At 60.0% G+C, this 5,118-nt stretch carries 6 protein-coding genes and 2 pseudogenes; 4 read left to right on the top strand and 4 right to left on the bottom strand.

What is annotated here, in order from left to right; genetic code table 11:
* A pseudogene (locus JNA92_RS25445) lies at positions 1-194 on the top strand (IS110 family transposase); the annotation flags it as partial.
* A 218-nt stretch (positions 195-412) separates the two neighbouring features.
* On the opposite strand, the gene JNA92_RS25450 reads toward JNA92_RS25445, so the two are convergent.
* A complete protein-coding gene (locus JNA92_RS25450; RefSeq protein WP_241807209.1) occupies positions 413-1,339 on the bottom strand; it encodes a DMT family transporter in 927 nt (308 codons plus the stop codon).
* Between the two features lie 105 nt (positions 1,340-1,444).
* The gene (locus JNA92_RS25455) at positions 1,445-1,840 is read right to left on the bottom strand and encodes a transcriptional regulator (protein ID WP_241807210.1); all 396 of its coding nucleotides are present in this window, start codon (positions 1,838-1,840) and stop codon (positions 1,445-1,447) included.
* Positions 1,841-2,025: 185 nt separating this feature from the next.
* On the opposite strand from JNA92_RS25455, the gene JNA92_RS25460 reads away from it, so the two are divergent.
* On the top strand, positions 2,026-2,298 hold the full coding sequence (locus JNA92_RS25460; RefSeq protein WP_241807211.1) for a hypothetical protein: 273 nt from the start codon (positions 2,026-2,028) through the stop codon (positions 2,296-2,298).
* A gap of 94 nt (positions 2,299-2,392) precedes the next feature.
* On the opposite strand, the gene JNA92_RS25465 is transcribed toward JNA92_RS25460, so the two are convergent.
* Positions 2,393-3,754, bottom strand: a complete 1,362-nt coding sequence (locus tag JNA92_RS25465; RefSeq protein ID WP_241807212.1) for a DEAD/DEAH box helicase — start codon at positions 3,752-3,754, stop codon at positions 2,393-2,395.
* A 105-nt stretch (positions 3,755-3,859) separates the two neighbouring features.
* Here JNA92_RS25465 and JNA92_RS25470 point away from each other — a divergent pair.
* Positions 3,860-4,561: pseudogene (locus tag JNA92_RS25470) on the top strand (mechanosensitive ion channel domain-containing protein); the annotation flags it as partial.
* A gap of 78 nt (positions 4,562-4,639) precedes the next feature.
* The gene (locus tag JNA92_RS25475) at positions 4,640-5,026 is read left to right on the top strand and encodes a hypothetical protein (protein WP_241807213.1); all 387 of its coding nucleotides are present in this window, start codon (positions 4,640-4,642) and stop codon (positions 5,024-5,026) included.
* Here JNA92_RS25475 and JNA92_RS25480 read toward each other — a convergent pair.
* A partial coding sequence (locus JNA92_RS25480; protein ID WP_241805182.1) for a transposase domain-containing protein occupies positions 5,023-5,118 on the bottom strand: 96 nt, incomplete at its 5' end. The genes JNA92_RS25475 and JNA92_RS25480 overlap by 4 nt on opposite strands.

A 5,118-nucleotide genomic window follows, 5' to 3' on the forward strand; every position in this document is an offset into this window, starting at 1 on the left:
GTTTGCTGCATAACGCAGCAATGGCGGCCAGCAGGTCGGCCGCTTGGAAAGGGGTATATGAGCAGTACAGAAACAGCGGTAAGGCAACGACCCAGGCGTTGGTAATTCTGGCCAGGAAGCTCGCACGTGTGGCATTCGCCCTGATGAGAAATCAGGACGAATACGTTACCAAAGGCGGGAAAATGGCTTGCTGATAACCATAGAATCTCCCACATGGGATCGCGCCAGCTTTTAGAAGTTGAGTAAGACAGTTGCTGCCACAGGTGAAGCGTAGGCCTGAAGAACTGCGCGGTCGGAGGTGGGAGCCGGCTTGCCTGCGATGGGCCGCATAGCGGCCCCAAAGCCACGCTAATCTGGTCGAGCGCGATCGGATGATTACCGATCCGGTCGGCACGTACAGCAAAGACGACGCCTATCCCACAAACCTGCGCAACTGCTGCTTCACCCAAGGCTCGGCACTGACCAGCACCACGCCGAGCAAAACCATCACTGCCCCAAGCACAAAATTCACGCTCAGCGGTTCATCCAGCAACAGCACGCCAAACGTCACCCCAAACAACGGGGTAATGAAGGAAAACACCGCCAGATTCGAAGCCAGGTACTTACGCAGCAACCAGAACCACGTCAGGTAGCTGACGAACGAAACCACAATGCCCTGGAACAGCACGCTGCCGACCGCCAAGGGCGTCCACACGACCTTGTCGATCTGCCCGCTAAGCAAGGCGATCAGCACCAACCCGACAAACCCCACCGCCAGCTGATAGAACAGCGTCAACGTCGCAGGCGCCTCAGACAAACGCGAACCCCGTACCACCACCGTCGTTGCCCCCCAAGCCAAACCGGCAAGGACACCGAATGCATCGCCGAGCAGCATGCGCCCGTCCATCTCCTCGAACGACAGCCCCCCGGCAAATGCGGTAGCGATGCCGCCGAACGCCAAGACGATGCCCAGCCACTGCAACAGGCGCAGCCGCTCGCTGGGCAACATCAGATGCAGCCCAAGTGCCGTGAACACCGGTGCTGTATAGAGAAACACAGACATATGCGCCGCGGATGTCAGCTTCAGCCCCTCGGCGATGAACAGGAACTCCAGGCCAAACAAACCGCCGGCCAGCAGCCCGCCTCGCCAAGTACTCCCCACCTGCCCCCAGCCACCGCGCCAGCAGATCATCAAGCCAACCAGCACGGCGGCAAGGCCGTTACGCAGTGCAGCCTGCATCACCGGCGCAATATCAACCGCAGCAGATTTGATCAATACCTGTTGGCAACCCCAGATCAGGCACAGCCCCAGCATGACCTGAAAGGCAAACGCATCGGGATTCTTGCGGGCCGCACTCATGGGCGGACCTCTTGGGTGATCGATGGCATGGGCAAGGCTCGGCAGTAATCAGGAACTGCCGATTATCGGTTTTTCCGAGCAGGCCTTGCCAGCCTCAATACGACCTCAAGCGATCTGCGCCTTCGCCGACACCTGCTCGAAGGTGGTTTCGTCCAGCGCATCCTCCTGTTCATCGAGCACCTGGCGGGGGTGCTCGAAGCCCGGGATGCTGCTGTCGATCAGGCTCATCAGCCGCGAACCACGTTCGGTCAGCACGAAGTTCTCGCCGTTACCACCCTCTTCCGGCGGCCGGCTTTCGATGAAGCCGCGCTCGAACAGCAGCTTCTCGTACTCGCAGGCACGGGTCTTGAGTTGATCCACATCGGTGACTTGCTGACCTTCGCAGGCGATCGCCGCAGCGTGCTGCTCGGCATAGGGGCGTGGTGTAAAACTATGACCGGCGCCGTTCTGCACCTCGTGCAACAAACGCTCGATCAAGTCCCAGTCGTAAGTGATGCTCATGGCTATGGCCTCTTGCTATGTACGAATGGAGTACACAGGTTGGGACCAACCGGGGTTTGAGTACGTTCCAATGTTCTCGGCACAGGGGTAGCCAGATTTGCCGGCACGGCCGCCCGTCACGGACGCTGAACTTCCGGGCCTCACAAGCTCTCCACCGAGCACAACCACCGCCGGAGGTATAAAGGATGAAACCGCTGCTGCGCATCGCCTGTGCGACTGCCGTGTTCTGCGCCCTGCCCGCCTGGGCCTGCACACCGGAAGAGGCTACCCAGAAACGTGAGGAACTGGCAGGGCTGGTGAGCCAGTTGACCGAACAAAACCCGCAGAAAGCGAAGGAGATCAATGATGAGCTCCAAGGGATGGAGCTGGGCACCGCGAGCAAGGACCTGCCCGACAAGTGTCAGCTGATCGACAAGCGGATCAAGGAATTGAAAGAGGCGGAAAACAAAGCGGATTGACAGCAGGGCTGCTGGCGCAATCGCCGGCAAAGCAGCGCTCGCAGGTAAACACCCGGGAGCCGGCTTGCCGCCGATTGCACCTTAGCGCAGGGTATTACTCAGCAGCAGGCTTGCGCTTCTTCAACGGCGCCATGCCATCGGAGCTCGCCAGTGGCGCGTTGGCCTTTGGCTTGGCGGTCGGCTTACGCTTGGCAGCCGCTTTTTTGTCGCCAGCCTTCTTCTCGGTCTTTTTCTTCTTGGTGCCGGCCGCCTTGCCCGACGCCTTGACCTTCTTCGGCCCGTTGTAGGTGCCTTTGACTTCCTTGATCACACGGCGCTCGAACTGCTGCTTGAGGTAGCGCTCGATGCTGGACATCAGGTTCCAGTCATTGTGGGTGATCAACGAGATCGCCAGGCCTTCGCCGCCGGCACGGCCGGTGCGGCCAATGCGGTGCACATACTCGTCGCCGCTGCGCGGCATGTCGAAGTTGATCACCAGGTCCAGGCCGTCGATGTCCAGGCCACGGGCCGCCACGTCGGTGGCTACCAGTACCTTGGAGCTGCCTTGCTTGAAGCGCTCGATGGCCAGCTTGCGGTCCTTCTGGTCCTTTTCACCGTGCAACACGAACGCTTTTACGTCTTTGGCGACCAGGTGGCCATAGATGCGGTCAGCGAGCACGCGGGTATTGGTGAAGATGATCGCCTTGTCGAACTTTTCGTTGGCCAGCAGCCACTGCACGATCGCCTCTTTGTGCTGGTCGTGGTCCGCGGTGATGACCTGCTGGCGGGTGCCTTCGGCCAGCTGCGAAACACTGTTGAGCATCAGGTGCTCAGGGTTTTTCAGCACTTTGCCGATGATGTCGCGCAGGGCCGCGCCGCCGGTGGTGGCCGAGAACAGCAAGGTTTGCTCACGGTTTTCGCATTCTTTGCACAGGCGCTCCATGTCTTCGGCGAAGCCCATGTCGAGCATGCGGTCGGCTTCGTCGAGGATCATCACCTGTACATGGGACAGGTCGAGGTTGCCGGCATTGAGCTGCTCGAGCAGGCGGCCCGGGGTGCCGATCAGCACATCCGGCACCTTGCGCAGCATGGCGGCCTGTTCCTTGAAGTCTTCACCGCCGGTGACCAGGCCCGCCTTGATGTAGGTGAACTGCGAGAACAGCTGCACTTGCTTGAGGGTCTGCTGGGCCAGCTCACGGGTCGGCAGCAGGATCAGCGCGCGGATCTCGACGCGCGCGCCTTTGAGGTCGACCAGGCGGTTGAGCAGCGGCAGGACGAAGGCCGCGGTCTTGCCGCTGCCGGTCTGCGCGGTCACCCGCAGATCACGCCCTTGCAGGGCCAAGGGGATGGCCGCGGCCTGCACCGGGGTTGGCTCGACAAATTTAAGCTCGGCCACGGCTTTAAGCAGGCGTTCATGCAGGGCGAATTGGGAGAACACGGAGGTAACCTCAGGCAAGTGCGGGAAATTCAGTTGCATAGGGTAACGTTTTCTGCAGCCGGAGCCGAATTTCTTTTGGCAACTTTGTCGCCAACCGCGCTCTAATGGCGCTTCGTTTCGCAAGCAAAGACCGTACTGAAGCTCATGGATATGCAAAAACTCTGGCGCGACAGCCTCGACCTGTGGGGCACCCTCGACCAACACCCCATGCTCCACGCCGCCATCGGCCTGGCCGTGCTGCTGTTGGTTTCCCTGGTAATCGGCCGCCTGGCGCGCTTTCTGATCCTGCACGGCACGCGCCTGCTGGCCCGTCAGCCTGCGCTCAAATGGCTCGACGACCTGCGCCACAACAAAGTGTTTCACCGCCTGGCGCAGACCACACCGTCGCTGGTGATCCAGTTCGGGCTGAAACTGGTACCGGAGCTGTCCGATACCGCCCAGCATTTCCTTGGCAACATGGCGCTGGCCTTCACCCTACTGTTCATGACCCTGGCGCTGTCGTGCCTGCTCGATGGCCTGCTCGACATCTATGCCCGCACCGAACATGCCCGCACCCGCTCGATCAAGGGTTATGTGCAACTGGCGAAGATGATGCTGTGGATTTTCGCCTCCATCGTCATCGTCGCCACGCTGATCGACCGTTCCCCCCTGTTGCTGCTGTCTGGCCTGGGTGCGATGTCGGCCGTATTGCTGTTGGTGTACAAGGACACCTTGTTGTCGTTCGTCGCCAGCGTGCAGCTCACCAGTAACGACATGCTGCATGTCGGCGACTGGATCGAGATGCCCCAGGTCGGTGCCGATGGCGATGTGGTCGATATCACCCTGCATACGGTGAAGGTGCAGAATCACGCGTGAGCTCCCGCTATTTGACACAACCCGTGAGCTAAACTTGAATTGACAGACATCACCGATCGGATGATGTCCATGACCTCACACCTTCCCTCCGAAAGCCCCCCTGAACCGACCGGTTTCTTCACAAAGGTGGCGCTGAGTAACGTCAAGCTGTGGAGGCCCTGCGCCACCGATCAAGCCATGGATTGGGTGGGGGGAATCTCAGAAGACGGGCTGGGCATTGCCCCCTATCCTGTCGAACGCCTGCCCTACGACACCTCAAGCATTAATACCCTTTACGTGATCCTTAAGCCTGATGGGAGTATCTGGCGCGACGGTAGCCTATACCTATACTGGCTTTCAGTAGAGCAAGGGAAGAAAGCACCTACGCTCGAGAACATCGCAGGCGACCTATGCGATTTCATGAACAAAATGCAGGAAGGCGGTAAGCGACCCGCGAACACACCTTGCGCTCGTTAAGCAGGCGTCCACTGATGCGGCAACAAGGCCTCGATCTCGCTCGCCCGTTGAGTAGGCAGTCGTGTCAGCACGTCCTTGAGGTAGGCATACGG

Origin of the sequence: Pseudomonas putida (genome assembly GCF_022627325.1) — a bacterium.
In the GTDB taxonomy this organism is placed as follows: Bacteria; Pseudomonadota; Gammaproteobacteria; order Pseudomonadales; family Pseudomonadaceae; genus Aquipseudomonas; species Aquipseudomonas putida_X.

Coding starts and splice junctions, on each gene's coding strand:
- JNA92_RS25460 (WP_241807211.1), top strand. CDS start 2,026: ATGAAACCGCTGCTGCGCATCGCCTGTGCGACTGCCGTGTTCTGCGCC.
- JNA92_RS25450 (WP_241807209.1), bottom strand. CDS start 1,339: ATGAGTGCGGCCCGCAAGAATCCCGATGCGTTTGCCTTTCAGGTCATG.
- JNA92_RS25465 (WP_241807212.1), bottom strand. CDS start 3,754: ATGCAACTGAATTTCCCGCACTTGCCTGAGGTTACCTCCGTGTTCTCC.
- JNA92_RS25475 (WP_241807213.1), top strand. CDS start 4,640: ATGACCTCACACCTTCCCTCCGAAAGCCCCCCTGAACCGACCGGTTTC.
- JNA92_RS25455 (WP_241807210.1), bottom strand. CDS start 1,840: ATGAGCATCACTTACGACTGGGACTTGATCGAGCGTTTGTTGCACGAG.